Raw genomic sequence first — 26,112 nt, 5'->3', positions numbered from 1 at the left:
CATGCGATCTGTCGAAGAGCACCAGCGTGCTGTCGCCGATCTGATCCGGCCCCGCCGACCGGTCACGGTCTCGCTGGCCGACGCCGAGGGCCTGGTGCTGGCACAGGATGTGATCGCGCCGATTTCGCTGCCGGTCTTCGACAACTCCGCGATGGACGGCTACGCCGTGCTGGCCGACGACGTGGCTGGCGCCGCACCCGAGCATCCGGTGAAATTGCCGGTGCCCGAAGACATTCCGGCCGGCCGCACCGATATCCCCACCCTGACTCCGGGTACCGCGCACCGCATCATGACCGGCGCACCCATCCCGAACGGCGCCGACGGGGTGATTCCCGTCGAGGACACCGACGGCGGCGTGGACGTGGTGGAGATCAGCGCTGCCACCGCCCGCGGGCGCCACATCCGACGGGCCGGAGGCGACGTCGCCGAGGGCTCCACCGTGCTGTGGGCCGGGCAACTGGTCAGTGCGCCGGCGGCGGGCCTGGCCTCGGCGTTGGGCCTGCCCGAGTTGACGGTGCGGCCCCGGCAACGGGTGCTGGTGATCTCCACCGGTTCCGAACTGGTCAAGCCGGGCACCCCGCTGGCGCCGGGCCAGATCTACGAATCCAACGGCGTGATGCTGGCCGCCGCGGTGCGTGAGGCCGGCGCCGAGGTGGTGGCCGCGGCCACCGTCGCCGATGACATCGCGGAGTTCACCGGGGTGCTCGACCGCTACGGCGTGCACGACGGCGCCGTGGATCTGATCATCACCAGCGGCGGGGTCAGCGCGGGCGCCTACGAGGTGGTCAAAGACGTCTTCGGCCGTGACGGCGACCAAGGCGTGCACTTCGTCAAGGTGGCCATGCAGCCCGGAATGCCGCAGGGCATTGGGCGAGTGGGCTCGCCTGGATCTGGAGCGGCCATCATCACCCTGCCAGGCAACCCGGTCAGCGCACAGGTGTCCTTCGAGGTGTTCGTCCGGCCCGCGCTGCGGCGCGCGATGGACCTGCCGGCGCCGGATCGGCCGCGCCGCACCGCCGTGCTGAGCGAGAAACTGACCTCGCCTGCCGGTCGCCGGCAGTTCCGGCGCGGTCTGCTGGACCACGAAACCGGGACCGTGACCAACTATGGCCCGCCGGCTTCGCACCACCTGCGCTACCTGGCGTCGGCGAACTGCCTGCTGGACATCGCCGACGAAGTGACCGAACTGCCGCTGGGCACCCCGGTAGAGGTCTGGGACCTGACCGGCAGCTCCTAAGATGACCCAATGGCCAGACGCCCCCGTGCAGCAGACGATCCCGGCGGTCTTCGGCATCTGATCGAGCTGGTGCGCTCGACGGTGCCGCCGATGCACCGCGCCGGGCTGCCGTTCGTCGGAAGTGGGCTGGGCCTGGCGCTGCTGGGCCGCAAACAGAGCTGGCTGCGCGGGGCCGGGCTGTTGGTCGCCGGCGCCAGCGCCGGCTTCTTCCGGCATCCGCACCGGGTGCCGCCCACCCGCCCCGGTGCGGTGGTGGCTCCGGCCGACGGCATGGTCTGCCTGGTCGACTCGGCGCCCCCGCCCCCGGAACTGGACCTGCCCGACACCCCGCTGCCGCGAGTCAGCATCTTCATGTCGGTGTTCGATGCGCACGTGCAGCGGGCCCCGATCGGCGGTGAGGTGATCGAGGTGCTGCACCGGGCCGGCCGGTTCGGCTCGGCGGACCGGACCGAGGCCAGCGAGGACAACGAGCGCAACAGCATCCGGATCCGTACCCCCGACGGCGCCGAGGTGGTCGCGGTGCAGGTGGCCGGGTTGGTGGCGCGACGCATCATCTGCGACACCCGGCCCGGCGACCATCTGGCGATCGGTGACACCTACGGCTTGATCCGGTTCGGGTCGCGACTGGACGTGTACCTGCCGGTGGGGACGCAGCCGTTGGTGAGCGTCGGGCAGCGCATGGTCGCCGGCGAAACCGTACTGGCCGAACTGTCATGATGAGCACCCCCGGCACGACGGTCCGCTCCCGGGGCGCGGTGGGCCTGCACATTCTGCCCAGTTCGATGACGGTGCTGGCCATCTGCGCCGGCCTGACCTCGATCAAGTACGCACTGGATGGCCAGGTGCACGTCGCGATGGCACTGATCGCCGCGGCAGCCATCCTCGACGGTCTGGACGGCCGGGTGGCCCGCATCCTGGACGCCGAGTCGCGGATGGGCGCCGAGATCGACTCCCTGGCCGACGCCGTCGACTTCGGGGTGGCGCCCGCGATCGTGATCTACGTGTCGCTGCTGTCGACGCAGCCGGCGGGCTGGATCGTGGTGCTGCTGTACGCGGTGTGCGTGGTGTTGCGGCTGGCCCGGTTCAACGCCCTGCTCGACGACGCCACCCTGCCCGCCTACACGCGGGAGTTCTTCGTCGGCATGCCCGCCCCGGCCGGAGCGATCACACTGATGGGCCTGCTGGCCGCCAAGCTGCAGTTCGGCGACGGGTGGTGGACGTCGCAGTGGTTCACCTGCGCCTGGGTGGTGGGCACCTCCATGCTGCTGGTCAGCCGGATCCCTATGCGCAAGATGCACGCCGTGTCGGTGCCGCCGCACCTGGCCGCGGTACTGCTGGCGGTGCTGGCGCTGGTGGCCGCGGCGGCGTTCCTGTTCCCCTACGTGCTGGTGCTGGTGCTGATCGTGGCCTACCTGTGCACCATCCCGTTCTCCGTCCGCAGCCAGCGCTGGGTGGCCGCACACCCGGAGGCCTGGGAAGACGCCCCCAAGGAACGCCGGGCCGCGCGCCGAGCGATCCGCCGGTCGCAGCCGGGCCGCCGGCCCGGAGTGCGGCGGGTCATCCGTAGGCCCAGCGGGCAATCGATGGCCAGGCTGCGGCTGCGCAAGCCGGGTCGCTGAACTACCCGTCGCAGTAGTCCCGCGTCGCGGCCGTCAGCGCCTGCCGGGAGAACTCGTCGAGATGCCGCGCATCGCTGACGTCTCGGGTCGCCTGATCGAGCTGTGCGGCGCACTCCCGCGAATGCAGCTGCTGCCATCGCAGGCCGATCTGGTCCAGCATGACGTGGTTGAAGCCGTCGATGCGCGCCCTTGATATCGCCAAGTCGGGCGCGACGGCCGGCGCGGTGGCCGGGTTCAGCGTCCACTGCGCGAACCGGTGGTGCTCCACGGCCTCGGTGGCTTCGATCTGGTCGGTGAAGACTTGTGTCACGTAGCCGGCGTCGAGATGTTCAGACTCCGCGGCGGCGGCCAGGGATGCCAGTTGCTGCTGGACCCGGGCCGGGTCCTCGATGGCGCCGCGGGTCTGCCACTTGACCGCCGCCACGTCGTCGGCGACCTGGAGCCGCTGGGCGGCGGCGTCGACCAACTCGGACAGCGGGGACGCGTCGTCGGCCCGGGCCGGGGGCGGTGCCGCCAACAGCAGGGCCGCGCAGATCGCCGAAGTCAGAGGGCCGGACCGCACGGGGACCATTCAATCCTGCTGGTCGCTCCGTCACAGCTCGTCGGTGACTGTAAACATTATTGTTTACAGCACCGTACACTGGATTCATGCTGCGGGTGAGCGATGAAACCCGAGACCGCATTCTGCGGATCGGTCGTGAAGAATTCGGCGGCGCGTCGGCGGACGAGACCGTGCGTCGCCTCATCGACGAACATTGGCGCGCAAAGGCTGTTGCCGCGGTGCGGAACTACCGCGAGACCGATCCCGAAGGCTGGTCGGCGTACATCGCCGACGCCGAGGCGTCCAGCCAGGCAGACGCCCCGATCACCGACGGCTGGGACGACACCAAGTGAGCCGACGGCCCCCGATCGAGCCGGGCCAAGTCTGGTTTGTCGACTTCGATCCGGTACGGGGCCACGAGCAGGGCAAGGACCGGCCCGCGCTGATCGTCTCGTCCAGATTCCACCTCGACGTGACACTGGGACAGCTGGCCTGTGTGCTGCCGTTGACCAACACCGAAAGACGTGGCTGGCTGCATCGTGTACCTGTCGCTTCGGGCGGCGGCTGGGTGATCACCGAACAGATCCGCACGGTGTCCGTCGAGCGGTTCCGGCGGTACGCACCGGAGATCGAGCTGTCCCATGTCGAGCTCACCGAGGTGCGGGAAATCCTGGCGCAGATGCTGTTCATCTGAACGGTACCGGGGAGACCGGCCACGTCTATGCCGATAATGTCCGGGTGGGTTCCACTGAAGAGCGCGAAGAACACCGCCGAGTAGACACCTCCCGGCACCTGACGCTGATCGCCCGGCTGAACACCTCCGCCGTCGACGCCCGCCGCGGTGTGGTCCGACTGCATCCCGAAGCCGTTGCCGCCCTGGGTATCCGGGAGTGGGATGCGGTGTCTCTGACCGGGTCTCGCACGACGTCGGCGGTGGCCGCGCTGGCCAGCCCGGATGCGCCGGCCGGTGTGGTGCTGCTCGACGACGTGACGCTGTCCAATGCCGGCCTGCGGGACGGCACCGAGGTGGTGGTGGCCGCGGTGACCGTCTACGGCGCACGGTCGGTGACGTTGAGCGGCTCGACTCTGGCCTCGCAGTCGCTGTCACCGACCACGCTGCGCCAGGCCCTGCTGGGCAAGGTGATGACGGTCGGCGACGCGGTGTCCCTGCTGCCCCGCGACCTCGGACCCGGCACGTCGACGTCCGCGGCCACCACCGCCCTGGCGTCCTCGGTGGGGATCAGCTGGACCTCGGAGCTGCTGACCGTCACCGGTGTGGACCCCACCGGTCCGGTCAGCGTGCAGCCCAACTCGCTGGTCACCTTCGGAAGCGCCACCACCGCTGCGGTGGCGACCGTCGCCAGGCCGGTCGCCCCGCCCCGGATCGCGATCGACGAACTCAAAGGCTGCGAAGCCCAGGCCGCCAAACTCGCCGAATGGCTCAAGCTCGCCCTCGACGAGCCCCAGCTGCTCAAGACCCTGCGCGCCGGAACGAATCTCGGTGTGCTGGTGTCGGGTCCGGCCGGGGTGGGAAAGACGACCATGGTTCGGGCGGTATGCGCGGGACGGCGGCTGATCGAGCTGGACGGCCCCGAGGTCGGCGCGCTGACCGCCGATGAACGGCTGGCCGCGGTGCGCTCGGCGGTGGCGCAGGTCTGCGACGGCGGCGGTGTGCTGCTGGTGGCCGACGTGGACACCTTGCTGCCCGAACCGCCGGAACCGGTTGCGACGCTGATCCTGGCCGAACTGCGGAACACCGTGGCCACCGAGGGGGTGGCGTTCATCGCCACCTCGGCGCTGCCTGACCATGTCGATCCCCGGCTGCGGGCGCCGGAGCTGTGCGACCGCGAGATCCGGCTGAGCCTGCCCGACGGCGCGACCCGGGCTGCGCTGCTGACCACCCTGCTGATCTCGGTTCCCACCGAGGACCTGACGCTGAGCGAGATCGCCGAACGCACACCGGGTTTCGTTGCCGCTGACCTTGCTGCGCTGGTGCGGGAGGCGGCGATGCGGGCGGCGTCGCGCGCCAGCGACAACGACGAGGAGCCCAAGCTCACCCAGGAAGATCTGATCGGGGCGCTCAGCGTGATCCGTCCGCTGTCGCGTTCGGCGGCCGCCGAGGTGTCCGTCGGCTCGGTCACCCTCGACGACGTCGGTGACATGGTGGACACCAAACAGGCGCTGACCGAAGCGGTCCTGTGGCCGCTGCAGCATCCGGACACCTTCACCCGGCTCGGCGTCGACCCACCGCGCGGGGTGCTGCTCTACGGCCCGCCCGGGTGCGGCAAGACGTTCGTGGTGCGCGCCCTGGCCGGCTCCGGGCGGGTCAGTGTGCACGCCGTCAAGGGCGCCGAACTGATGGACAAGTGGGTGGGCAGCAGCGAGCGGGCGGTGCGGGATCTGTTCCAGCGGGCCCGCGATTCCGCGCCCTCGCTGGTGTTCCTCGACGAGATCGACGCGCTGGCGCCGCGACGCGGACAGAGCTTCGATTCCGGGGTGACCGATCGGGTGGTGGCCGCCCTGCTCACCGAGCTGGACGGCGCCAACCCGCTGCGCGACGTGGTGGTGGTCGGCGCCACCAACCGTCCCGAGCTGATCGATCCGGCCCTGACCCGGCCGGGCCGGCTGGAGAAACTGGTGTTCGTCGAGCCGCCGGACGCCGAGGCCCGCCGGCAGATCCTGCGGGTGGCCGGCAAATCCGTGCCACTGCATGAGGACGTCGACCTCGATGCGCTGGCCGCCGACCTGGACGGTTACAGCGCGGCGGACTGTGTGGCGCTGCTGCGTGAGGCCGCGCTCACCGCGATGCGGCGGTCCATCGACGCCGCCGACGTCACCATGGCCGACGTCGCCGCCGCCCGCGAAAATGTCCGGCCCTCATTGGATCCCACTCAGATCGAGCTGCTGCGTTCCTTTGCCGACAACCGATAGCCGTCGGGCGGCCTCAAACCTCCTCGGCCAGCGCCGCGAGCCGGGACAGCGAGGACGCGAGTTTGTCCGCGGTGGTGGCGCGGGCGCGTGCAAGACGGTTCGGGTCGGAGAGTTCCGACCAGTCGTAGGTGTGCGTGACCCGGGTGCGCACCGGAGTCAGCGGCTCGAGCTCCCACCGCCACAGGTGCCCCGGTGGCGCGCAACCGGGTTCCGCCGGGCGCCAGGAGATTCGGCGTCCCTCCTCGAACTCCACCACGTGGTTCTCCCGCACGGCGCCCGTGCTCAGGGTCATGGTGAAGACATCGCCGACGGCATGAACCCGTTGTCCGGGTTGAGCTTCGGCCAGATTGGCGTTGCCGTCCCAGCGGGGCTGGCGCGTCGGATCGGCGATGAATTCGAAGATCCGTTTCGCCGGCGCGGCGATCACCCTGGTGGCGCTGACAAGCCTGGCCGGCAGGGGCGACCCGACACGGTGCGCGGTGCCGTCGGTGTCGACGTAGGCGAATTCCCTGAGCTGATAGTCGGTGTCGGCCGGTTCGACAAAGCGTCCCTGCACTCCTGACGCCGTCCACTGCGCATAGAGCGCGTCGGCGTCGTCGACGTAGAGATACACGCTGGCGGCGGTACGCAGCGGATCATGCTCGGCCCACTCGGAAAGGTGCAACGACACCGAACCGCGATCGGCGAACCCGTACCGGGCCGGGCCGCCGTAGGCATGGACGGTGAATCCGAGCCGGCGGTAACGATCCAGCGCGGCGTCGAGGTCTCGCACCGGAATGATCGGTGCTACTGCGGTGAACGCGATGTCGGTCATGGCGTCGGTGTCACCCGCCAGCCGGGTCCGGCGAAAAGCTGTCCAGCAGTGCGCGCGCGCCCGCCGCGACATCGGCTTCCAGCCAGGACGGCATCTCGTCATCGTAGGCGTGCCGACGCACCACCGCGTACGGCAGATCCGCGACGGCCCGGGCGACGGCGTGCGCAGACCGCGGGTCATCGCTGCCGTAGAGCTCCCGGGCCAGCTCGTCGACCCGCTGGAACAGTGGCGCGTTCATCGTCGACAGCGTCTCCTGAAACTCCGCGTCGGGCACACCGTCGAGCAGGTCGCCGGGCCGGATGGTCAACAGCAGGCGGGCATCGTCGGGCAGCTCGCGCGCGAAGCGGACGGCGGCCACGGCCATCGCCACGGCGGTGTCGGTCGGTGTGCTTGCAGCGGCACCGAGCGCTCGCGATTGGAAACGCTCCAGCGCGCGCAGCCAGGCTGCGGCCAGGATCCCGTCGCGGTTGCCGAACCGGTGATACAGCGTGCCGGCCGGAGCACCGCTGGCCTTGGCGATCGCGGCGACGCTGGCCGCGCGCGGCCCGTCGGTCAGCACCAGGGCGCGTGTCGCGTCGAGGATCGCATCGGTTTCATGCTTTCGCGGAGGTGCCACGATCTAGTACAGTCCTTCTATATGGAACAGTTACCCTATATCGATGAGCATGCCATAACGATCGACGCGTCACCGGCAGAAACATGGACAGCACTGCTGGCGGTGCTGTGTCGGAACCCCGCCGATCCGACGTCGGTGCCGCTGGGGTTCGCACTCGACGAAGCGACGCCGCCGCGACGGTTCGCCCTGAAAGGCCGGCATCCGTTCGCGGTGTATCGCTGGGTGTTCGAGCTGGACGACCTGGGCGCCGGGCGCACCCGGGTGCGCTCGCAGACCTGGGCTGCGTTTCCGGGACTGCACGGCAAGGTCTATCGCGCGCTGGTCATCGGCAGCGGCGGCCACCGCGTCGTGGTGCAGCTGATGCTTCGGCGTATCGCGGCGGCGGTACGACGGGCCGCCGCCGCCGTTTAGTTCCTGCCTATTCCACCGGGGTGAACTCGATGTGCAGCTCGGTCAGCCCCCGGAGCAGGAACGTGGGCTCGTAGGAGTAGTGCCGCCGTCCCGCCGGGCCGTGGTGTGCCTCGCTGATCCTGATGTCGCGCATCCGATCCAGCATCCGGCGGATGGTGATGCGTCCTTCGACCCGGGCCAGCGGGGCACCGGCGCAGGTGTGGATGCCGCGCCCGAAACCGATGTGCTCGCGCACGTTCTTGCGGTCCAACCGGAACTCGTCGGGGTTATCGAACTTGCGGGGGTCCCGGTTCGCCGCTCCCAGGCACAGCATCAGCACCGTGCCGGCCTTGATCGGCACCCCGCCGAGCGTGGTGGTCTTGCGGGCCAGCCGGAAGTCGATCTTGGTGGGGCTCTCGATCCGCAGCGCCTCCTCGATGAACGCGGGGATCAGTTCGGGGCGCTCACGCAGCGTCTGCTGGAACTCGGGTCGATCGCACAGGGTTTGCACCGCCGCACCGAGCAACTTGGTGACGGTCTCCTGACCGGCGCCGAACAGGAAGGTCGCCGGGTGGACCACCTCGAGAAGTTCCGGCGTCGACCCGTCGGGGTAAGTGGCGGTGGCCAGGCTGCTCAGGACGTCGCCGCGGGGCTGCCGTCGCCGCTCGGCGAGGTAGCGGCTGAACTTCTCATCGAGGTAGCGCAGAGGATTCAGGCCCACCGGCGTCCCGTCAAGAGATCCGACGTGTTGGCCCTCGCGATGCCCCGCACCCAATGCCCTGCGGAACTCGGCTCGGTCCTCCTCGGGGACGCCGAGCAGATCGGTGATAGCCAGAGTCGCATACGGTTTGGCGTAGTCGAACAGGAACTCGCAGCGGCCGTTCCCGATGAACTCATCGAGTTGGGTATCGGTGAGCTGCCAGATGAATTCCTCGTTCTCCTTGAGCCGCTTCGGCGTGAGCAGCCCGCTCAGCAACGAGCGGGCCCGGGTGTGCGCCGGTGGGTCCATGACAACGACGTGTTCGAAGATCGGGAACTGATGCCGGTGCGCCTCGATCTGCTCGGTGATGTCGTCGCCCTCGGGTTCGAACGGCAGCGGCGGGAACGGCCCGCCGATCGCGTTCACCGCCGAGAACGAATCGTGATCTTTGAACGCGGCATACACCTCGTCGTAGCCGGTGACGGCGACCACGCCGTGATGCGGCTCGGCAAACACCGGTCCTTGTGCCCGGAGATATTCGTAATAGGGGTAGGGATCCTGCGTGACGGCTGGGTCGGAGAAGTAGTCCACCGCCGCGAGATCTGTCATCACCCGGCGCGCCCCTTCGCTCACGACCTCATCGTGCTGATCGACCGATCAAATTGCTAGAATGCCTCATGCCTACCACGCGCGGCGCCGTACGGTCAAGCAATCGCACCACCGGGACGCTCTGAATGGCTGCTCCGCGCAAGGCCAAATCGACCGACAACGCCACCCGCCGCCGCCTGATCGAGGCGACTGCGCGGCTGATGCGCGACGAAGGCTACGCCGCGGCGACGTCGCGCCGGGTCGCCGCCGAGGCCGGCGTGAAGCAGGCCCTGGTGTACTACTACTTCCCCACCATGGACGACCTTTTCGTGGAGGTTCTGCGGGCCGGCGCCGACGTCGCGCTGGAGCGGATGCGAGCCGTCCTGACCGACGACGACCCCCTCCGGGCGTTGTGGGCGATCAATAGCGATACGCGAATGACCAGCCTGAACACCGAGTTCATGGCCTTGGCCAACCACCGCAAGGCCATCCGGGCCGAACTCAAGGCGTACGCGGAACGGGTGCGTGACATCGAGACGGCGGCCGTCACGGTGGCACTGCGCGCCAACGGCGTCGATCTGGACGACTATCCCCCCGTCGCGATCTCGACGCTGATCGCGCAGACCGCGCGCAACCTGTGCAACGAAAACGCCGTCGGAGTCACCCGAGGACACGACGAAGTGCGCGCGCTGTTCGACCGCGAACTGAGCCGACTGGCACCTCCGACAACCGCCTCCTGATTACCGGCGGGTTGACAACGCACCCCACCGGTGCCAGCGTTGCTGATCGACCGACCAACAGATCGGAGGTGCGGATACGAGCGGAAGAGTCGAGGGCAAGGTCGCTCAAATAGCTCGTTGACTCCGCGTTGGGGGCGGGGCTCACTCGCACTTTGTCGCCCTCAGCGCAGAATCAACGAGGGAGATCGAATTCGACCCGGGCCGATACGGTCTCGATCGCCTCATGCAGCGCCGTCATCCGGCCGGACAGCGACGGCGCCGCCAGCACCGCGTAGCGGTCGGCCTCCCCCATCGGTACGCGACAGGCCAGCGAATACAGCCGCTGCACGGGGTCCAGTGAGCGACCACCCAACAGGCTGCTGCGTCCCGGCGTGACCCACCGGCGACGGGCCCGGGCCATCCGCTGGTGCAGCGTGACGATCCGGTCCTCCAACTCACGGAACTGACTGTCGTTCACCGGTTCTGACGGCTCATCCGGCCATATCTCTGCGATCGCCCGCGGATACGGATCGTCGTCGAGCCACTCGCGGACCCGGATTCGCTCCCCGGTAAGGCAACGCAGAGCGTAACGGCCCCCGCCGAGTTCCGTGCATTGCGTGATGCCGGCCATCGCGCCGACGTCGTTGCGCTGCTCGCCGCCGCCGACCTCACGACCGCGGGCGATCAGCACCACCCCGAAGCGCGGATCGCCGCTGCGCATCAGGTCTTCGACCAGCACCGTGTAGCGCGGCTCGAAGATCCGCAGCGACAGTTCCTCGCCGGGAAGCAGCACCCACTCCAGCGGGAACATCGGCAGTTCCATCATGGGATGTCGAGTTCGGCGACCAGTGCGTCGACCACGGCGCGCAGATCGCCGTCGTGCTCCTCGGCGACCCGGCGCTGGCGCTGGTATGAAGCACCGGTTCGGTAGATGTCGGCGACGGCCGCCAACTCGTCGGCACAGCGCAGTCGCGCGGCTATCGGCTCGAGCCGGTTGAGCAGATCGTCGAGGTCGTCGGTGACCAATCGCTCGTTGCTGTCGGAATCGAGGATGATCTCGGCGTCCAGCCCGTAGCGAGCCGCCCGCCACTTGTTCTCCTGCACGTGCCAGGGCGGCATCGTGGGCAGGGACTGGTCGGCGTCCAGCCGCCGGTCCAGGTCCACGATCAGGCAGTGCGTCAGGGCCACCAGCGCGCCCAGCTCACGCAGGTTGGACACCCCATCGCACACCCGCACCTCGATGGTGCCCAGGTGCGGCGACGGCCGGATGTCCCAACGGATCTCGTTGGTGTGATCGATGATCCCGGTCTTCTTCTGGTCGTAGACGAAGCCCTCGAACTCCGACCAGGTCTGGAACTGGAACGGCAGCCCCGCGGTGGGCAGCTGCTGGAACATCATCGCCCGGTTGCTGGCGTAGCCCGTGTCGTGGCCGGCCCACCAAGGCGACGACGCCGACAGCGCCAGCAGGTGCGGGTAGTACAGCAGCAGCGACGAGATGATCGGCATCACCTTGTGCGCCGAAGAGATGCCGACGTGGACGTGCACTCCCCAGATCAGCATCTGCCGGCCCCACCACTGGGTCCGCTTGATCAACTCGGCGTAGCGCGGCGCGTCGGTCAGTTTCTGCGCCGACCACTGCGCAAACGGGTGGGTGCCGGCACCGAAAAGCTCCATGCCCCGGCTGTGCACGATGGGCCGGGTCGCCGTCAAGGTCTGACGCAGATCCTCGATGGCCTCGCCGGTGTCGGCGCAGATGCCGGTGACGAGCTCGACGGTGTTGCGCAGCAATTCCTTGTGCACACGCGGGTTTTCGCCGAGCTCGGACAGCACCGCACTGGCTTCGTTGCTCAGGTCACGCGTCTGGGCGTCGACGAGTGCGAGCTCCCATTCCACGCCGATCGTGGGCCGGGCGCTGCGGGCGAAGTCGATTCGGGCTTCAGATCTCGAGGAAGCCCAGCTGCTCGGCGGGCTACCCGGCGCCGATGACACCACAGGCAACCCGCTTTCCGGCATCTCCGGTGGTCAGCGTGGTCTGGTCCGGGCCGGGCGTGCCGTTGACCTGGGTGTAGCGGTCCGCCGGAATGTTGGCGAAGTTGTCGTCGTCAGCGTGGATGATGATGGCGGTTCCGTCGCCGGCCAGCAGCTCCTGCTTGGTGAACGCGTCGGTGGTGGTCACCAGCAGGCCACTGCCGTCGGAGCGCACCTGCAGCGAGGTCAGGTCGCCGCTCTGCGGGTGCTCGCTGTGGCCGGGCGCCTGGAAATGCCCGCCGGCCGACAGGAAGGCACCGGGCGCCCCACCGGTGGGAGCCACCGACTCGGCTTCGCACTTGCCGACGCCATGGATGTGCAGGCCGTGGAAACCGGGCGTCAGGACGCCCGTGCTGGTGGTCCGCACGGTGACCGTGGCGAATTCCTTGCCGCCGGCCTTGCTGAACTCGAACGTCGCGGTGGCGATCTGGCCGCCATCGGGGGTCGCCAGGTGCGCGACGAGATTCTCCGAGCTGCTCGAGCCGCCCGGCTCCGACGCCACGCCGGACGGCGCCGGCGAACCCGTCCAGACCGACGGGGTGGTGCCCGGCACGTCCGACGGCACCTCGTTGGGGGGGCTGCACGCCGCCAACATCACGACCGGGGTGGCGAAGACAACGGCGGCAAGAGCTCTGCGGTGACCTGTGACCATGCGAGGAGCTTAACCCGCGACCACCACGATCACTCCCGGTGGCTGCTCGGCCACGTCGGGGATGCGCGGCTCCACGACGGCGCCCAGTACCTCCGCCACGCCGTGGGCCGAATCCTGCTCGCCCTCAGCGTCGCTGAAGTAGACGGTGGTCTCGGTGACCTCGGGCAGTTCGAGATTGCCGATCTCGGTCACGTTCCAGCCCGCCTCACGCAGCCGGTCCGCGGTATGCCCGGCCAGCCCCGCCTGCTCGGAGATGTTGTACACCCGCACGTCGGGCTTGCGGGCGGGACGTTCGGCCTTGGCCGGCGCCGAACTGGTGACGGCGGGTTTCGCCGTCGGCGAGTGCGCATCGTCGTCGTCACTGCCCGACGATCCGAGGGCTTGAAACCCGACCAGTAGGAAGATGGTGCCCAGGAACAGCAGCACCATCACCATGGCCCGGAGCGGGAGCCGAGAAGAGTCGGGAACGTGGTCGTTCATTGCGACCACTGTATCGAGGAGCGGGCCATAACCGATAAACGCCCAGCTATCAAGGGTTCAGGATGCTTCGGGATGATTCAGGTGATATCGAAACCGAGACGCCGCGCCGCGCGCGCCTTCTGGCGGCTCGACCGCAACCTGCGCAGCCGTTTGACCAGCATCGGGTCGGCGGCCAGGGCCTCGGGCCGGTCGACGAGCGCGTTGAGAACCTGGTAGTACCGGGTCGCCGACAGTGCGAACCTCTCCTTGATGGCCTCTTCTTTGGCGCCCGCGTACTTCCACCAGTCGCGTTCGAAGGACAGGATGTCGTGTTCGCGACGGCTCAGGCCGTCAGTGGGCTCCGAATCGTCCCCTGAGCGATTCGCCTGCGCCATGGCGCCGTCCATATCGTTTTCCTGGACCCTTCCGGAAAGTTCTCTCACGTCAGACGTCTGCTTGTTTGCGTCGATTTTTCAGCGGCCTGTCCTGAGCGAATATTGAATCACGGCAAGCTGTGTTGAACCGGGAGCCGGCCCCGCGAGTCGCCGTGGCCACTGCAGTTGATGCGCGACGGCCACATGAAATCCGGCGGTCCCAGCTTCGCCTCTCCTGCGTCGAGCCTCGCTTCTCCGCCCGCTTAAGCTTCTCGGTCATGGCCGTGCTACCCATCCGCATCGTGGGCGATCCCGTCCTGCACACCCCGACCAGCCCGGTGCCCGTCGGCGACGACGGATCGTTACCCGCCGACCTCGGTGAGCTGATCACCAGCATGTACGAGACCATGGACGCCGCCAACGGCGTCGGCCTGGCCGCCAATCAGATCGGCGTGGGCCTGCGGGTCTTCGTCTACGACTGCGCCGACGACCGCCGCTCGACCACCCGGCGCCGCGGGGTGGTGATCAACCCGGTGCTGGAGACCTCCGAGCGACCCGAGACCATGCCCGACCCGGACGACGACGAGGAAGGCTGCCTGTCGGTGCCCGGCGAATCGTTTCCGACCGGCCGGGCGCAATGGGCACGGGTCACCGGCCTGGACGCCGACGGCAAGCCGGTGACACTGGAGGGCAGCGGGTTGTTCGCCCGGATGCTGCAGCACGAGACCGGGCACCTGGACGGCTTGCTCTACCTGGACATGCTGGTGGGCCGGCATGCCCGCTCCGCGAAGCGGACGGTCAAGGCCAACGGCTGGGGGGTGCCGGGACTGTCCTGGACACCGGGCGATGTGCCCGACCCGTTCGGGCACTGATCGACCCGGTGATGAGCCAGCCGCCCGAACTGCCTGGGCTGGGCGTCCGGGTGAGCCTGCGCTATCTGCGCCCGCCCGGTTCGCAACCGCCGATGGGCGACGTGGTGGGACATCTGGTGGAGACCGGGCCGCTGGTGCGGGTCCGTTCGGCCGACGGGGCGATCCACACTTGCCGGCACGCAGACGTGCTCTACGTACGGCGGCTGACCGATCGGCCGGTGAAGAACTCGGCGATCCGCTCCGTCGAGCACGCCGCCGCGCTGGCCTGGCCGGGTTGCGAACACGAGTGGCTGGACGGCTGGCTGCTGCGAGCCGGGTCCGGAACCGAGTTGGCCACGAATTCGGCTGTGCCGCTGGATATGTTCGCCCACACCAGTACCATCCCGGCGATCATCGACTGGTATGCCCGGCGGGATCTGGCACCGACGCTCGCGGTCCCCGAGCGGCTGCTGAGGCTGCCGGAGGACCTGCCCGTGCGGTTGGAGACCCGCACCCTGGTGCGCGAGCTGCCCGCGGAGACACCAGCCGAGCAGGTGACACTGTCCGCCGCGCCCGGCCTCGACTGGCCGACGGACATGCCGGTGGGGGTGCTCACCGCGGTGGTCGACGGCCAGGTGGTGTTCGCCTCGATACCCGGGGTGGCGGTCGGACGGGGTGCGGTCACCGAGTCCCCGGACGGGACCCGCTGGTTGGGGGTGACCGCCCTGCGGGTGGTGCCGGAGCGGCGCCGGCAGGGCCATGGGCGGGCGATCTGCGCCGCGTTGCAGGCCTGGGGGGCCGAACTCGGTGCCACCCGCGGCTACGCGCAGGTGCCGCATGACACCCGCGCATTCGGTTTCTTCGAGGCGATCGGCTTCGCCGGGCAGCACCGCACCCGCTATATCGATGCCCGGTCGCTGGGGCTCGGGTCACCGCCGTCGATTTAAAGTGGCTTGCGTGACTGCGCTGCGACTGGCCACCTGGAACGTCAACTCCATCCGCACTCGGGTGGATCGGGTGACCGACTGGCTGGCCCGCGCCGAGGTCGACGTGCTGGCCATGCAGGAGACCAAGTGCACCGACGCGCAGTTCCCGACGCTGCCGTTTCACGAGCTGGGCTACGAGGTGGCCCATGTCGGCCTGAACCAGTGGAACGGGGTGGCGATCGCCTCGCGGGTCGGCCTCGATGACATCGAGGTCGGCTTCCCCGGCCAGCCGGCCTGGGCCAAGCCCGACGCCGACCCCACGGTTGAGGCGCGAGCGCTGGGCGCCACCTGCGGCGGGGTGCGAGTGTGGAGCCTGTATGTGCCCAACGGACGCACCCTGGTGGACCCGCACTACACCTACAAGCTGGAATGGCTTGCCGCGCTGCGTGATACCGCCGAGGGCTGGTTGCGTGACGATCCCTCGGCGCCGATCGCACTGGTGGGCGACTGGAACATCGCACCGCAGGACGATGACGTGTGGAGCATGGAGTTCTTCGAAGGCGCCACACACGTCTCCGAACCGGAACGCACGGCATTCCACGCGATGGCCGAAGCGCAGTACCTCGATGTGGTGCGGCCGTTCACGCCCGGCCCCGGTGTCTACACCTATTGGGACTACACCCAGCTGCGGTTCCCGAAGAAGCAGGGCATGCGCATCGACTTCATCCTGGGCTCGCCGGCTTTGGCGGCCCGGGTCGCGCACGCCGAGATCGTGCGGGAGGAACGTAAGGGCAAGGCGCCCAGCGACCACGCGCCGGTACTGGTGGAGATCCAACGGGATTGAACCGCCGTGTATATGCGGCGGTCCCAGCTTCCCCTCTCCTCCGTCGAGCCTCGCTGAACCGCCGTTATATGAATTCGGTGTGGATTCCGGAGTACGGGCGGATTAACGCCTAGGATGGTCTGACTATCCAGAGTGCTCATTTGAAGGGCAGGGAATACCCATGAACGCCGTCTCAGGGACGGTACGAAAGGTCGCCGGGGCGGCAACCCGCGCGGCGACCATGACCACTGAGGCGGCCGGCGCGATCGGCGGGGCCGCGCTCAACGGAGTGATCGGCGGCCTGAAGGGTGCGGCCAGCGGCGCGCAACGCGGCCTGAGCACCGGCAGCCACTCCACCCCCGCGGCCGCACTGACTCTGGGCGCCCTCGGCGTCGCCGGGTTGGTCGAGTGGCCGGTGCTGGTGGCGGTAGGCGGCACCGCATTGGTGCTCAAGCAGTTCAGCAATCGGTCCGACGACCGCAAGCCGCCGGCCGCGGCGCCGGCGAAGAAGCCTCCGACCGCGGAGTCACGGCCGTTGAAGTCCGTGAAGGCAGCGCAGCCGGCGAAACCGAAGTCGGCGAGTGCGCCACGGCGCAGCCCGCAGCCCAAGAAGGCAACAGCACGCCCGTCGCGCGGTAGCGGCAGCAGCGCCCGTGCGCGCACCCGCCACTGATCGGGTGCGAGTGAATCTAAGTCGCGCCATCAGGCGTTCCTTCCCGCTGCGCGCAGCGAACTTCGGTGTCCAACTCACCTCCGCGTTGGTAGACGCGTCGGTCCAGACCGCGAATGAGCTGGCCGCGGCGGTCCTGCCGAACGGCGACGGGGGCCCGGTGCTGTCCCGGCGGTGCTTCCGCGGCGAGGGGCGGGCCTGGGTACAGGTCCGTGGACTCGACGGACCGGATGGCTCCGAGTTGGCCACAGCCCTGCTCGGCGCGGCCCGGGCCCTGCCCGGAGTCACCTCCGTCCGGTTGAACCATCCACTGTCGCGGCTGGTGGTCGGGCTCGACCAGACCACCGCAGACGTCGTGTCGTTGCGCGAACTGTGCCGGGTGGTCTCTGACACCGAGAACCGGTACCGCTCGGTGGCCGTCCGTGCTCCGGCGAGCCTGCCCGGTGACGGCCTGACGCAGGTGCTGCGCACTTTGACGGTCGGCGCCAACGTCGCCGGCCTGGGCGTGGCGACGGTGGGCCGGTTGCTGCGGTTGCCGGGCCTGCCGCTGGGCCTGGAAGCCGGCGTGGTCGTCCTCGACTACCAGCCGCGGCTGCGCAGGCTGCTGGAGGACAGCATCGGCAAGCAGGCGACCGACGCACTGTTGTCGCTGGCAAGCGCGGGCGTGCACACCCTCAACCAGGCTCCGACGGCGCTGGCGGTGGACCTGTCGGTGGAGGCGATGCGCGCCGGCGAGGAACGTGCCGCGGCGCGGGCCTGGCGGCGCCGCGAACCGGAGCTGGCCGACTATGCCGACCACCCGCCGATCGCTGTCTCGCAGCGGCCGGAACCGCGGCCGCCGGGCCCGATCGAACGCCATCTGACGCGCAGCGCGTGGGTGCAGGCCCTCGGCGCCGGGGGGATCGCCGCCGTGACCCGCAATCCCGACCTGGCCGGCACCGCCGCGGCGGTGGCCGCGCCGAAGGCCACCCGCACCGCAAGCGAGTCGTTCGCCGCGACGCTGGGCCGCGGGCTGGCCGACCAGCACGGCGCCGTGGTGCTGCGGCCGAGCAGCCTGCGTGAGCTCGACCGGGTCGACACCGTGATCATCGACCCGCGGGTGTTGTGCGGCCAGGACCTGAGGGTGGTGCAGGTGCGCGGCGCCGACGACGACGAACTGCGCGCCGCGTGGGCGCAGGCCCAATCCCGGCTGAGCGACACCGGGCTGACACCGGGCTGGCACCGGGTCGGCCCGCACCCCGGCGTGGAAGCGTCGTTCCAACCCGCGCTGCTGCCGCTGGCCACCGCGGTGGTGACCGAGGCCCGGCACGCCGACGTCGAGGTGATCTCGGTCGAGGCCGAGGCGCTTGGGGAGCTGCGGCCGATCTTCGATGAGATCCGGCCGCTGGACGGCGCCTCGGTGGACGAGGCGCTGGCGGCCGCGGTGGCCGCCTACCAAGCCGATGGCCATGACGTCGCGGTGCTGTCCTCGGCTGCCGTCGAGGCTCTGGCGGCAGCAGACGTTGCGCTGGGCGTACTGCCGGGTGGGGGGTCCCCGCCCTGGTGCGCCGATGTGCTGCTGACCGACCTGGCCGCGGTGTGGCGGGTGCTGCATGCGCTGCCGGCCGCCCGGTCCGCCAGTAGCCGCGGTATCGAGATCTCCACCGGGGCTTCGATATTGGGGTCGTTGCTGATGCTGCCCGGGGTGCGCGGCAGCGGGCCGGGTCCGGTGACCACCGGGGCGGCGGCCGGCGCACTGTCGGGTTACTGGCTGGCCCGCCGTGCCGTGGACGCCGCAGCGCCGCGGCCGGCGCCGGTGCACGAGTGGCACGCGATGTCAGTCGAGCAGGTGCGGACGGTGCTTCCCACGCCGGACCTGGTGGTTGCGAGCAAGACCGAGCATGCACCCGCTGCGGCGGCTGCGCTGGCGGCGGTTGATCTGGCTCGCCGCGGCGCCCAGCGGACCGCGCCGCCCCGACTGTTCTGGCAGTTCGCCCATGCCGTGCGCAGTGAACTGTCCGACCCGATCACTCCGGTGCTGGCACTGGGAGCCGCGGCCAGCGCGGTGCTGGGTTCGCCGGTGGACGCGATGCTGGTCGGTTCGGTGTTGGGGGGCAACGCGATGCTGGCGGCCGCGCAGCGACTCGTCGCCGAACGCCGGCTCAGTGTGCTGCTGAACGAACAGGTCCCACCGGCCCGCAAGGTCCTGCCCGACGGCAGCCACTGCGAGGTCGCCGCCGCGGAGCTGCGCCCCGGCGATGTGATCGAGGTCCACTCCCACGAGGTGGTGCCCGCCGATGGACGACTGATCGAGGCGATCGATCTGGAAGTCGACGAATCGTCGCTGACCGGTGAGTCGCTGACCGTGGTCAAGCAGGTCGAGGCCACTCCGGGTGCCGATCTGGCGGACCGGGAATGCATGGTCTACGCGGGCACCACCGTGGTGACCGGCACCGCCGTGGCGCTGGTGACCGCCACCGGCGCCGACACCCAGGGCCGCCGGGCCGCCGAGCTGGTGGCCGGCGACCAGTCCGCGATCGGGCTGCAGCATCAACTGAGCCTGCTCACCAGCAAGGCGTGGCGGATCAGCCTGGCCGGCGGCGCGCTGGTGACCGGACTGGGCATGGCCCGCCGCATCGGATTGCGTCAGGCGGTGTCCAGCGGTATCGCGGTCAGCGTTGCGGCCATTCCGGAAGGGCTGCCGCTGGTGGCCACCCTGGCCCAGCAGGCCTCGGCCCGAAGGTTGACCAAGGCCGGCGTGCTGGTGCGGGTGCCGCGTTCGGTCGAGGCGCTGGGCCGGGTCGACGTGGTCTGCTTCGACAAGACCGGGACGCTGAGCCGCAACCGGCTTCGGGTGGCGCAGGTGCATCCGGCGGCCGGCTTCACCGACGAGGAGGTGCTGCGCTACGCGGCGAGCGCGGCCCCGGTGTCCAACGGCACCCGCCAGGTGCACGCCACCGACAACGCCATCATCGAGGCTGCGGTCTCCGCCGGTGCACCGGCACCCGAGGGTCCCGCGGCGCACCTGCCGTTCCGCTCCGGGCGCGCGTTCTCGGCCTCGGTGCGCGGATCCGAGTTGACGCTCAAGGGCGCCCCGGAAGTGGTGCTGGCGTGCACCGGCGCCGGACCGGCCGTCCGGAAGTCGGTGGCTGCGCTGGCTGCCGACGGCTTGCGGGTGATCGCGGTGGCCCGCCGCGACCTGACACCCGGGGAGCGCAAATCGCTTGGCGACGACCCGGAACCCGATGAGATCGCCGAGTTCTGCAGCGACGGACTGACGTTCGTCGGCCTGCTGGGGCTGTCCGACACCCCGCGCGAAGAGGCCGCCGAACTGCTCGCCGACCTGGAGCGTCGCCGAATCCCGGTGCGGCTCATCACCGGTGACCACCCGCTGACCGCCACGGCGATCGCCCGGGAGCTGGGCCTGGACGTCAGCAGCGATCAGGTGATCAGCGGCGCGCAGTGGGATGCGTTGTCCCGCAAGGATCAGGAGCGGGCGGTGGCCGACCGGGTGGTGTTCGCCCGGATGTCGCCGGAGAACAAGGTGCAGATCGTGCAGACCCTGGAACGCTCCGGCAAGGTGTCGGCGATGGTCGGTGACGGCGCCAACGACGCCGCGGCGATCCGGGCCGCCACCGTCGGGATCGCCGTGGTGGCGCACGGCAGCGAGGCGGCCAGCACCGCTGCTGACGTGGTTCTGCTCGACGGCCGGATCGAGACCCTGCTCGACGCGTTGGACGAAGGCCGCGAGCTGTGGCAGCGGGTGCAGGCGGCGGTGGCGGTGCTGCTGGGCGGTAACGCCGGTGAGGTCGCATTCGCGATCATCGGCAGCGCACTGACCGGACGCTCACCGCTGAACGCTCGCCAGCTGCTGCTGGTCAACATGCTGACCGACGCCCTGCCGGCCACCGCGCTGGCTGTCAGCTCCCTCAACGAGACCGCCGCCGACGGCGGACACGGTCCCGATGAGCGCGCGCTGTGGCGCACGGTGGCGGTGCGCGGGGTGACGACGGCCTCGGCCGCGGTGGGTGCGTGGGGCCTGGCCTCGGTCACCGGGCGCCAGCAGCGAGCCTCGACGGTCGCGCTGGTGTCGCTGGTCGCCACGCAGCTGGGCCAGACGCTGCTGGACTCGCACGATCCGCTGGTGGTGGCAACCGCTGTGGGCTCGCTCGGCGTGATGGGAACGTTGATCACCATCCCGGGTGTCAGCCAACTGCTGGGCTGCACCCCGCTGGGCCCGCTGGGCTGGGCTCAGGCCCTGGGTACCGCGACGGTCGCGACCGTCGGCGCGGCCGTGGTACCGCGGCTGCTGTCCGCGCTGCGGGACGACGCGCCGGTGCCCAAGGAGTTCATGGTTCCCGGGCCGCGGCGGCCGGACGGCACCCCGGCACCCGATGACCACCCCGCACCCCGGTTGCGGCTTGTGCACAATGGGGACACTGGTTCTCGCCGCGGAACGGTCGCGGCCCGATCATCCGGCGACCCGTCGCCACCAGGAGGTTCATGATGGCGGACAAGCCGCGCCGCAGCGCGTCCCAGCGGGAGGCGGTGGCCCACATTCGCCAGGCGGAGGGCTTCGCCGTCGAGTTGCCGCTGTTCGGCAAGGTGACGGTGCCGCGGCCTGAGCAACTGGCCTATTACGGCGGGCTGGCGCTGCTGGCCGCGTTCGAGATCATCGACTGGCCGGTGGCCGTCGCGGTGGCTGCCGGCCACATTCTGGCCAGCAACCAGCACAACGAGGTGCTCGAACAACTCGGCGAGGCCCTGGAGGACGCTGAGTAGAGGCGGAGTAGCCGCCTCAGCTCGGCCCCCCAAGGCCTCGCCGACGCTTGAGCTCAGTTGTTGACGGTCAGCACTCCGGCGCGCCACAGGAGTGCGTACATCTGGTGCAACGGACCGCTGAGCAGCCGGGTGGTCATGTCGACCAACGGGTCCGACGCGGGCGCGGCCGGGCGCCGGTCCAGCTTCTTGGGCGTGCTCGTGGCGCGCGGGGCCGGAGCCGAGATGTCGGTGTATGCGATTGCAACCATGATTGCCTCCTAGTCGCGTAACGGCGCTACGCGCTCAGCTGGAGGCCGGAATCGTGGCTCAGCTGGAGGCGGTATGCGACCGTTCGGATGGGGACGGAACAGAAGTCAGATATCGGCTCGGACTATCACCGGAACTCATTCGTCCCTCACCTCCTCTCGGTCGCGGGCACGCGCACAGGCGTACCGGTTTCACCGCATGCTTTGGGAGGCAGCTCCGACCACTGTCGGGAGACCGCACCCCTCTCGTCAGAGCTTTGGCACTGCACGGCGTGTCCCTAACGGGAAGCCACTTGGGCTCAACCCTTAAGCCGGGAGGAGCTGTCCTGACCCGGGGCGTCTTTCGACGTTCGGGGTCAGTGGCCTATGTCCGTGCAGACGCCTCACCTAACGAGGTGCTTGCAAGGTCCATAGTGCCTGCCGACGAGCCCGCGGTCAACTCGGGAAAATTCCCGGGCGTGTTGCGTGCGCTAGTCACACCAGTCACTTGCGTACCAGTTCCTGGCTTGCGTAGCGCCCCGGTGTCATCCACGACGTGAGCGCTCCGAGCAGCATCATCACCGCCGCGGCGGCGAACACCACCGCCAGCCCGGTGTGGAACGGCCCGGAGATCAACTGCGGGAAGAAGCTGTGCCCGGTCAGCACCTGGGCGTCGACGCCGGGCTGCGTCAACGCACCGGAGGGCGCCAGCAGTTCGGCGATCGGGTTGTACCCCAGGAACGCCGCGAACAGGCTGCCCACCGGCGGCGTGTGAGCCACCTGGTCGGCGACCCCGGCCGACACCCCCTGCTGCTGCAATCCGGCGTCCATCGCCGTCGGCAGCGTGTTGGCCAGCCCGATCACCATCAGCGAGAAGAAGATGCCGATCGACAGCGAGGTGCCGGCGTTGAAGAACGTGGCCCGCACGCCCGAGGCCGCCCCGCGCTGGTCGGCCGGAACGCTGGACATGACCACGGCACTGTTGGGAGCGGTGAAGATCCCGCCCCCGAGCCCGTTGAGAAACACCAGCGCGGCGAACACTCGGTAGTCGAAGTCCACCGGAAGCAGAACCAACGCGACGAACGTCGCCGCCATCAGCAGCATGCCGCCGACCGTGAACGGGCGGGCGCCGTGCCGGTCCGACAGCGACCCGGCCAACGGGCCGGCCAGCAGGAAGCCCGCCGTCATCGGCAGCAGGTAGATGCCCGACCACAGCGGGGTGGATTCATAGCTATAGCCGTGCAGCGGCAGCCAGATGCCCTGCAGCCAGATGATCAGCATGAACTGCATGCCGCCGCGCCCGATCGCCGACATCAGCCCCGCCACGTTGGCCAACCCGAACGCCGGAATCGCGAACAGCCGCACATCGAGCAACGGAGCGTCCACCCGCAGTTCGATGAAGCAGAACAGCACCAGCAGCGCCAGCCCGAGCACCAGCGAGCCCACCACCGCGGGGCTGGTCCAGCTGGTCGGCGAAGCCCCGTGCGGCTGAATGCTGTAGGTGATGGCGGTCAGCACCACGGTCAGGCCGAGTCCCAGCGTCGCGGTACCCGCCCAGTCCAGCCTGGCCGGTGCCGGTTCACCGAGTTCGTGCAGTGAGCGCAGTGACCAGACGGTCCCCAGCACTCCGATCGGCACCCCGACCCAGAACACCGCCCGCCAGTCCCACTCCGACAGCAGCCCGCCGATCAGCAGGCCCACGAAGGACCCGGCGACCGCGGCCACCTGGTTGACGCCGAGCGCCATGCCGCGCTGATTGGCTGGGAACGCGTCGGTGAGGATCGCCGACGACGACGCCATCAGCATCGCCCCGCCGACGCCCTGCACCACCCGCCAGGCGATCAGCCACTGGGCGCCGCGGCCCATGTCGAACGGGTCGATCGACAGCGCGATCGCCGCGACCGTGAAGACCACGAAACCCCAGTTGTAGATGCGCACCCGGCCGAACATGTCGCCGAGCCGGCCGAAGAACACCACCAGCACTGCCGAGACCAGCAGGTATCCCATCAACATCCACAGCAGGTAGCTGACGTTCGCCGGGTCCAGCGGGTTCAGGCCGATGCCACGGAAGATCGCCGGCATCGAGATCAGCACGATCGAGCCGTTGATGGTGGCCAGCAGCACCCCGAGCGTGGTGTTGGACAGTGCGATCCACTTGTAGCGGGGGTGGTCTCGGTCGTAGCGCAAACGGCGAGGGGCGGCGCCCGGGTCCTGAACGTCGGGGCTCACCCGCTCGATCTGCGCCGTCATCGAAGCTCCCTCGGTCCGAAGCGTTTATGTTAGCTAATCAAAGGATCAGATGCCTAATCCGCGTCACAGGTGCCCTGATCGGCGCCTTACGCCCGGTGCCGCGCTGCGATAGCGTGGCAGTGCAGGAACGAGCAGTGCAGAAATTCACCGATCCGCGGGAGCGCAACCAGTGCGCTGAGAGGACGGCCGGGGCCGTCGACCGTACGAACCTGACCGGGTAATGCCGGCAAGGGAGAGGAAGACCATGACTGATGTCTTGAACGCACCTGTGGAGCCGCAGGTGACCACCGGGCCCATCCCGTACAGCGAGAAGGCCTACCGGGAGATCGAAGCTCCCGGCGGCGTGACGATGAAGGTGCCGTTCCGCCGGATCAACCTGACCAACGGTGAGCACTTCGACGTCTACGACACCTCCGGGCCCTACACCGACGCCCACGCCGACATCGACCTGCACCGCGGCCTACCGCCGCGGCCGGGCGTGGTGACCGATCGCGGCACCCAGCTGCAGCGGGCCCAGGCCGGCGAGATCACCGCCGAGATGGCATTCATCGCTGCCCGCGAGGGATTACCGGCGGAACTGGTCCGCGATGAGGTCGCCCGCGGACGGGCGGTGATCCCGGCCAACCACAACCACCCCGAGCTGGAGCCGATGATCATCGGCAAGGCCTTCAAGGTGAAGATCAACGCCAATATCGGCAACTCCGCGGTCACCAGTTCGATCGCCGAAGAGGTCGACAAGCTGGTATGGGCGACCCGCTGGGGCGCCGACAACGTCATGGACCTGTCCACCGGAAAGGACATCCACGAGACCCGCGAGTGGATTCTGCGCAACTCCCCGGTTCCGATCGGGACCGTGCCGATCTATCAGGCCCTGGAGAAGGTCAACGGCGACCCGACCAAGCTGACCTGGGAGCTGTACCGCGACACCGTGATCGAGCAGTGCGAGCAGGGTGTGGACTACATGACGGTGCACGCCGGGGTGCTGTTGCGGTATGTGCCGCTGACCGCCAAGCGGGTCACCGGCATCGTGTCCCGCGGCGGCTCCATCATGGCGTCGTGGTGCCTGTCGCGGCATCAGGAATCGTTCCTCTACACCAACTTCGAAGAGCTGGCCGACATCCTGGCCAGCTACGACGTCACGTTCTCCCTCGGCGACGGGCTGCGGCCCGGTTCGATCGCCGACGCCAATGACGAAGCCCAGTTCGCCGAACTGCGCACCCTGGGCGAACTGACCAAGATCGCCAAATCCCGTGGCGCGCAGGTGATGATCGAGGGTCCCGGCCACGTCCCCATGCACAAGATCGTCGAGAACGTGCGGCTGGAGGAGGAGTGGTGCGACGAGGCGCCCTTCTACACCCTGGGGCCGCTGGCCACCGACATCGCGCCCGCCTACGACCACATCACCTCGGCGATCGGCGCGGCCATCATCGCCCAGGCCGGCACCGCGATGCTGTGCTACGTGACTCCCAAGGAGCACCTGGGCCTGCCGGATCGCAAGGACGTCAAGGACGGGGTGATCGCCTACAAGATCGCCGCACACGCCGCCGACCTGGCCAAGGGGCACCCGCACGCCCAGGACCGCGACAACGCACTGTCCAAGGCCCGCTTCGAATTTCGTTGGTATGACCAGTTCGCGCTGTCCCTGGACCCCGACACCGCACGCGAATACCACGACGAGACGCTGCCCGCCGAGCCGGCCAAGTCCGCGCACTTCTGCTCGATGTGCGGCCCGAAGTTCTGCTCGATGCGGATCAGCCAGGACGTGCGCGACTACGCCACCGAGCACGGGTTGCACACCCAGGAGGACATCGACGCCGCGATCCAGGAGGGCATGGACGCGAAGTCGGCCGAATTCGCCGACCACGGCAATCGGGTGTACCTGCCCATCTCGTCCTAGTGGTGATCGCAAGCGCGGCGGAGCCGGGCGAAGCGGGTCGCC

The 26,112-nt window shown here is 69.3% G+C and carries 26 protein-coding genes, 1 pseudogene and 2 riboswitches; of the genes and pseudogenes, 15 read left to right on the top strand and 12 right to left on the bottom strand.

Annotation, left to right across the window (positions count from 1 at the left end; translation table 11 throughout):
* Position 1 precedes the first annotated feature (1 nt).
* The 3 genes from moeA to pssA are packed head-to-tail and all read left to right on the top strand — an operon-like array spanning position 2 to position 2,856.
* A complete protein-coding gene (gene moeA, locus AWC16_RS11245; RefSeq protein ID WP_085264825.1) occupies positions 2 to 1,237 on the top strand; it encodes a molybdopterin molybdotransferase MoeA in 1,236 nt (411 codons plus the stop codon).
* Between the two features lie 9 nt (positions 1,238 to 1,246).
* Positions 1,247 to 1,954: a phosphatidylserine decarboxylase gene (locus tag AWC16_RS11240; RefSeq protein ID WP_085264824.1), complete on the top strand. Its 708-nt coding sequence runs from the start codon at positions 1,247 to 1,249 to the stop codon at positions 1,952 to 1,954.
* A complete protein-coding gene (gene pssA, locus AWC16_RS11235) occupies positions 1,951 to 2,856 on the top strand; it encodes a CDP-diacylglycerol--serine O-phosphatidyltransferase (protein WP_085264823.1) in 906 nt (301 codons plus the stop codon). Before AWC16_RS11240 ends, pssA begins: the two co-directional genes overlap by 4 nt.
* A 1-nt stretch (position 2,857) precedes the next feature.
* Here pssA and AWC16_RS11230 read toward each other — a convergent pair whose 3' ends face one another.
* On the bottom strand, positions 2,858 to 3,418 hold the full coding sequence (locus tag AWC16_RS11230) for a chorismate mutase (RefSeq protein WP_234812220.1): 561 nt from the start codon (positions 3,416 to 3,418) through the stop codon (positions 2,858 to 2,860).
* Positions 3,419 to 3,504: 86 nt separating this feature from the next.
* Here AWC16_RS11230 and AWC16_RS24315 point away from each other — a divergent pair, with 86 nt between their 5' ends.
* The 3 genes from AWC16_RS24315 to AWC16_RS11220 are packed head-to-tail and all read left to right on the top strand — an operon-like array spanning position 3,505 to position 6,328.
* Positions 3,505 to 3,750: a hypothetical protein gene (locus AWC16_RS24315; protein ID WP_165759209.1), complete on the top strand. Its 246-nt coding sequence runs from the start codon at positions 3,505 to 3,507 to the stop codon at positions 3,748 to 3,750.
* Positions 3,747 to 4,091 carry a type II toxin-antitoxin system PemK/MazF family toxin gene (locus AWC16_RS24310; RefSeq protein ID WP_165759208.1) on the top strand — a complete coding sequence of 115 codons (345 nt, stop codon included), beginning with the start codon at positions 3,747 to 3,749 and terminating at the stop codon, positions 4,089 to 4,091. Before AWC16_RS24315 ends, AWC16_RS24310 begins: the two co-directional genes overlap by 4 nt.
* A 44-nt stretch (positions 4,092 to 4,135) precedes the next feature.
* The gene (locus AWC16_RS11220; protein ID WP_085264820.1) at positions 4,136 to 6,328 is read left to right on the top strand and encodes an AAA family ATPase; all 2,193 of its coding nucleotides are present in this window, start codon (positions 4,136 to 4,138) and stop codon (positions 6,326 to 6,328) included.
* A 13-nt stretch (positions 6,329 to 6,341) separates the two neighbouring features.
* Here the strand turns inward: AWC16_RS11220 and AWC16_RS25085 are convergent, their stop codons facing one another.
* The 3 genes and pseudogenes from AWC16_RS25085 to AWC16_RS11210 all read right to left on the bottom strand — a co-directional run bounded on the left by AWC16_RS25085 (position 6,342) and on the right by AWC16_RS11210 (position 7,758).
* Positions 6,342 to 6,785, bottom strand: coding sequence for an SRPBCC family protein (locus AWC16_RS25085; protein WP_234812229.1), 444 nt, complete (start codon positions 6,783 to 6,785; stop codon positions 6,342 to 6,344).
* A pseudogene (locus AWC16_RS25725) lies at positions 6,780 to 7,142 on the bottom strand (bleomycin resistance protein); the annotation flags it as partial. The pseudogene AWC16_RS25725 and the gene AWC16_RS25085, both read right to left, overlap by 6 nt.
* Positions 7,143 to 7,152: 10 nt before the next feature.
* Positions 7,153 to 7,758, bottom strand: coding sequence for a TetR/AcrR family transcriptional regulator (locus tag AWC16_RS11210; RefSeq protein WP_085264818.1), 606 nt, complete (start codon positions 7,756 to 7,758; stop codon positions 7,153 to 7,155).
* Between the two features lie 21 nt (positions 7,759 to 7,779).
* Between AWC16_RS11210 and AWC16_RS11205 the strand changes: the two genes are divergently transcribed.
* Positions 7,780 to 8,169 carry a hypothetical protein gene (locus tag AWC16_RS11205; protein ID WP_085264817.1) on the top strand — a complete coding sequence of 130 codons (390 nt, stop codon included), beginning with the start codon at positions 7,780 to 7,782 and terminating at the stop codon, positions 8,167 to 8,169.
* Between the two features lie 7 nt (positions 8,170 to 8,176).
* Here AWC16_RS11205 and AWC16_RS11200 read toward each other — a convergent pair whose 3' ends face one another.
* Positions 8,177 to 9,457 carry a cytochrome P450 gene (locus AWC16_RS11200; protein WP_085264926.1) on the bottom strand — a complete coding sequence of 427 codons (1,281 nt, stop codon included), beginning with the start codon at positions 9,455 to 9,457 and terminating at the stop codon, positions 8,177 to 8,179.
* A 176-nt stretch (positions 9,458 to 9,633) separates the two neighbouring features.
* Here AWC16_RS11200 and AWC16_RS11195 point away from each other — a divergent pair, with 176 nt between their 5' ends.
* Positions 9,634 to 10,176 (top strand): TetR/AcrR family transcriptional regulator, encoded by a 543-nt coding sequence (locus tag AWC16_RS11195; protein WP_234812228.1) that lies wholly within the window; start codon positions 9,634 to 9,636, stop codon positions 10,174 to 10,176.
* A 172-nt stretch (positions 10,177 to 10,348) separates the two neighbouring features.
* Here the strand turns inward: AWC16_RS11195 and AWC16_RS11190 are convergent, their stop codons facing one another.
* The 5 genes from AWC16_RS11190 to AWC16_RS11170 all read right to left on the bottom strand — a co-directional run bounded on the left by AWC16_RS11190 (position 10,349) and on the right by AWC16_RS11170 (position 13,701).
* Positions 10,349 to 10,978 carry an LON peptidase substrate-binding domain-containing protein gene (locus AWC16_RS11190; protein ID WP_109561364.1) on the bottom strand — a complete coding sequence of 210 codons (630 nt, stop codon included), beginning with the start codon at positions 10,976 to 10,978 and terminating at the stop codon, positions 10,349 to 10,351.
* Positions 10,978 to 12,168, bottom strand: a complete 1,191-nt coding sequence (locus AWC16_RS11185) for a glutamate--cysteine ligase (RefSeq protein WP_234812219.1) — start codon at positions 12,166 to 12,168, stop codon at positions 10,978 to 10,980. The genes AWC16_RS11190 and AWC16_RS11185 overlap by 1 nt, the downstream gene beginning before the upstream one ends.
* Entirely contained in the window at positions 12,125 to 12,835 is a 711-nt protein-coding gene (sodC, locus tag AWC16_RS11180; protein ID WP_085264813.1) for a superoxide dismutase[Cu-Zn], read from the bottom strand. Before sodC ends, AWC16_RS11185 begins: the two co-directional genes overlap by 44 nt.
* 9 nt (positions 12,836 to 12,844) lie before the next feature.
* The gene (locus AWC16_RS11175; RefSeq protein WP_109561363.1) at positions 12,845 to 13,315 is read right to left on the bottom strand and encodes a LytR C-terminal domain-containing protein; all 471 of its coding nucleotides are present in this window, start codon (positions 13,313 to 13,315) and stop codon (positions 12,845 to 12,847) included.
* A 77-nt stretch (positions 13,316 to 13,392) separates the two neighbouring features.
* Positions 13,393 to 13,701, bottom strand: a complete 309-nt coding sequence (locus AWC16_RS11170) for a DUF3263 domain-containing protein (RefSeq protein ID WP_024440118.1) — start codon at positions 13,699 to 13,701, stop codon at positions 13,393 to 13,395.
* Positions 13,702 to 13,946: 245 nt separating this feature from the next.
* On the opposite strand from AWC16_RS11170, the gene AWC16_RS11165 reads away from it, so the two are divergent.
* The 6 genes from AWC16_RS11165 (at position 13,947) to AWC16_RS11140 (ending at position 21,699) form a co-directional block, all read left to right on the top strand.
* Entirely contained in the window at positions 13,947 to 14,540 is a 594-nt protein-coding gene (locus tag AWC16_RS11165; RefSeq protein WP_085264811.1) for a peptide deformylase, read from the top strand.
* Between the two features lie 11 nt (positions 14,541 to 14,551).
* Positions 14,552 to 15,466, top strand: a complete 915-nt coding sequence (locus AWC16_RS11160; RefSeq protein ID WP_085264810.1) for an N-acetylglutamate synthase, CG3035 family — start codon at positions 14,552 to 14,554, stop codon at positions 15,464 to 15,466.
* Between the two features lie 19 nt (positions 15,467 to 15,485).
* Entirely contained in the window at positions 15,486 to 16,289 is an 804-nt protein-coding gene (locus AWC16_RS11155) for an exodeoxyribonuclease III (RefSeq protein WP_165759211.1), read from the top strand.
* A 160-nt stretch (positions 16,290 to 16,449) separates the two neighbouring features.
* The gene (locus tag AWC16_RS11150) at positions 16,450 to 16,941 is read left to right on the top strand and encodes a hypothetical protein (RefSeq protein ID WP_085264808.1); all 492 of its coding nucleotides are present in this window, start codon (positions 16,450 to 16,452) and stop codon (positions 16,939 to 16,941) included.
* A 10-nt stretch (positions 16,942 to 16,951) separates the two neighbouring features.
* Positions 16,952 to 21,424, top strand: coding sequence for a cation-translocating P-type ATPase (locus AWC16_RS11145; RefSeq protein WP_207572305.1), 4,473 nt, complete (start codon positions 16,952 to 16,954; stop codon positions 21,422 to 21,424).
* Positions 21,421 to 21,699: a hypothetical protein gene (locus AWC16_RS11140; protein ID WP_085264807.1), complete on the top strand. Its 279-nt coding sequence runs from the start codon at positions 21,421 to 21,423 to the stop codon at positions 21,697 to 21,699. The genes AWC16_RS11145 and AWC16_RS11140 overlap by 4 nt, the downstream gene beginning before the upstream one ends.
* A 53-nt stretch (positions 21,700 to 21,752) precedes the next feature.
* Here the strand turns inward: AWC16_RS11140 and AWC16_RS11135 are convergent, their stop codons facing one another.
* Together AWC16_RS11135 and AWC16_RS11130 are read right to left on the bottom strand one after the other, a co-directional pair.
* The gene (locus tag AWC16_RS11135) at positions 21,753 to 21,947 is read right to left on the bottom strand and encodes an Rv1535 family protein (protein WP_085264806.1); all 195 of its coding nucleotides are present in this window, start codon (positions 21,945 to 21,947) and stop codon (positions 21,753 to 21,755) included.
* A 231-nt stretch (positions 21,948 to 22,178) separates the two neighbouring features.
* Positions 22,179 to 22,346, bottom strand: a riboswitch (M-box (ykoK) riboswitch).
* A gap of 81 nt (positions 22,347 to 22,427) precedes the next feature.
* Positions 22,428 to 24,173 (bottom strand): MFS transporter, encoded by a 1,746-nt coding sequence (locus AWC16_RS11130; RefSeq protein ID WP_085264805.1) that lies wholly within the window; start codon positions 24,171 to 24,173, stop codon positions 22,428 to 22,430.
* Between the two features lie 146 nt (positions 24,174 to 24,319).
* A riboswitch (TPP riboswitch) is annotated at positions 24,320 to 24,424 on the top strand.
* A 5-nt stretch (positions 24,425 to 24,429) separates the two neighbouring features.
* Between AWC16_RS11130 and thiC the strand changes: the two genes are divergently transcribed.
* The gene (gene thiC, locus AWC16_RS11125) at positions 24,430 to 26,070 is read left to right on the top strand and encodes a phosphomethylpyrimidine synthase ThiC (protein WP_109561369.1); all 1,641 of its coding nucleotides are present in this window, start codon (positions 24,430 to 24,432) and stop codon (positions 26,068 to 26,070) included.
* Positions 26,071 to 26,112 lie beyond the last annotated feature (42 nt).

Origin of the sequence: Mycolicibacter longobardus, from assembly GCF_002102265.1 — a bacterium.
GTDB classification, from domain to species: domain Bacteria; phylum Actinomycetota; class Actinomycetes; order Mycobacteriales; family Mycobacteriaceae; genus Mycobacterium; species Mycobacterium longobardum.
The sequence above is the reverse complement of the archived record's forward strand: the minus strand, read 5'-3'. Positions and strand labels throughout refer to the sequence as shown.

Bases quoted from the DNA above. Each gene is read 5' to 3' on its own strand.
- AWC16_RS11140 (WP_085264807.1), top strand. From the start codon at position 21,421: ATGATGGCGGACAAGCCGCGCCGCAGCGCGTCCCAGCGGGAGGCGGTG.
- AWC16_RS11205 (WP_085264817.1), top strand. From the start codon at position 7,780: ATGGAACAGTTACCCTATATCGATGAGCATGCCATAACGATCGACGCG.
- pssA (WP_085264823.1), top strand. From the start codon at position 1,951: ATGATGAGCACCCCCGGCACGACGGTCCGCTCCCGGGGCGCGGTGGGC.
- AWC16_RS11240 (WP_085264824.1), top strand. From the start codon at position 1,247: ATGGCCAGACGCCCCCGTGCAGCAGACGATCCCGGCGGTCTTCGGCAT.
- AWC16_RS11175 (WP_109561363.1), bottom strand. From the start codon at position 13,315: ATGAACGACCACGTTCCCGACTCTTCTCGGCTCCCGCTCCGGGCCATG.
- AWC16_RS11165 (WP_085264811.1), top strand. From the start codon at position 13,947: ATGGCCGTGCTACCCATCCGCATCGTGGGCGATCCCGTCCTGCACACC.
- AWC16_RS11190 (WP_109561364.1), bottom strand. From the start codon at position 10,978: ATGGAACTGCCGATGTTCCCGCTGGAGTGGGTGCTGCTTCCCGGCGAG.
- AWC16_RS11130 (WP_085264805.1), bottom strand. From the start codon at position 24,173: ATGACGGCGCAGATCGAGCGGGTGAGCCCCGACGTTCAGGACCCGGGC.
- AWC16_RS11150 (WP_085264808.1), top strand. From the start codon at position 16,450: ATGAACGCCGTCTCAGGGACGGTACGAAAGGTCGCCGGGGCGGCAACC.
- AWC16_RS11170 (WP_024440118.1), bottom strand. From the start codon at position 13,701: ATGGACGGCGCCATGGCGCAGGCGAATCGCTCAGGGGACGATTCGGAG.
- AWC16_RS11135 (WP_085264806.1), bottom strand. From the start codon at position 21,947: ATGGTTGCAATCGCATACACCGACATCTCGGCTCCGGCCCCGCGCGCC.
- AWC16_RS24315 (WP_165759209.1), top strand. From the start codon at position 3,505: ATGCTGCGGGTGAGCGATGAAACCCGAGACCGCATTCTGCGGATCGGT.
- AWC16_RS11200 (WP_085264926.1), bottom strand. From the start codon at position 9,457: ATGACAGATCTCGCGGCGGTGGACTACTTCTCCGACCCAGCCGTCACG.
- sodC (WP_085264813.1), bottom strand. From the start codon at position 12,835: ATGGTCACAGGTCACCGCAGAGCTCTTGCCGCCGTTGTCTTCGCCACC.
- AWC16_RS11185 (WP_234812219.1), bottom strand. From the start codon at position 12,168: ATGCCGGAAAGCGGGTTGCCTGTGGTGTCATCGGCGCCGGGTAGCCCG.
- AWC16_RS11160 (WP_085264810.1), top strand. From the start codon at position 14,552: ATGAGCCAGCCGCCCGAACTGCCTGGGCTGGGCGTCCGGGTGAGCCTG.
- moeA (WP_085264825.1), top strand. From the start codon at position 2: ATGCGATCTGTCGAAGAGCACCAGCGTGCTGTCGCCGATCTGATCCGG.